This window comes from Vibrio sp. 1580, assembly GCF_033340055.1.
On the sequence record NZ_JAWOVT010000406.1, the window covers coordinates 1 to 625 of the forward strand.

Annotated in this window: 1 protein-coding gene; it reads right to left on the minus strand. The window is 44.8% G+C overall.

Features of this window, described 5'->3' with window-relative positions; all coding sequences use genetic code 11:
- On the minus strand, positions 1–625 hold a 625-nt coding region (locus R7093_RS26280), incomplete at both ends, for a phospholipase D-like domain-containing protein (protein WP_318147154.1).

Genomic DNA, 625 nt, shown 5'->3' on the forward strand with positions numbered 1-625 from the left:
GCTGCTGCCTCATGGGCAAATTGATAGTTGGCTTGAGCAAGAGAAGAGCGAAGTTGGCGAATTGCCGATTTAATTTCTTTGGTTTCTGGCTTATCTCGATCGGCCAAGTCGTTTACTGCAGGGTGAGCAATCATTTCATTTTGAACGAAGTTCACCATCGTATCTGCAAGGGACTTGTGCTTAATAACATGGTAGCGATCAAATCGATAGCGACCATGGTACTGCAAATAAACGTTATTAAGGCTAGCGCCACTGTAAATCACGGTATCGTCGACGACGAAGCCTTTTAAATGAAGTACACCAAATACTTCTCGACCGCGAACGGGGATACCATAAACAGGGATGGCATGTTGGTATTGGTCAGCAAACGCTTTATAAAGCGCTGAGTTGCCTTCTGATGTTTCTGCACCAATAAGGCCGCGTTGTGCTCGGTGCCAGTCAACACAGATATTAATGTCTAATCCTGGATTACGCTGCTTTGCTTCGTAAAGTGCAGTGAGTATTTCACGCCCAGCTTCATCATCTTCCAGATATAGAGCGACTAGGTAGATTCGTGACGTTGCTTTGCTGATCGCATCTAAAAGACGAGTTCGAAATGTTTCTGCAGAGTACAGAACATCAAAGT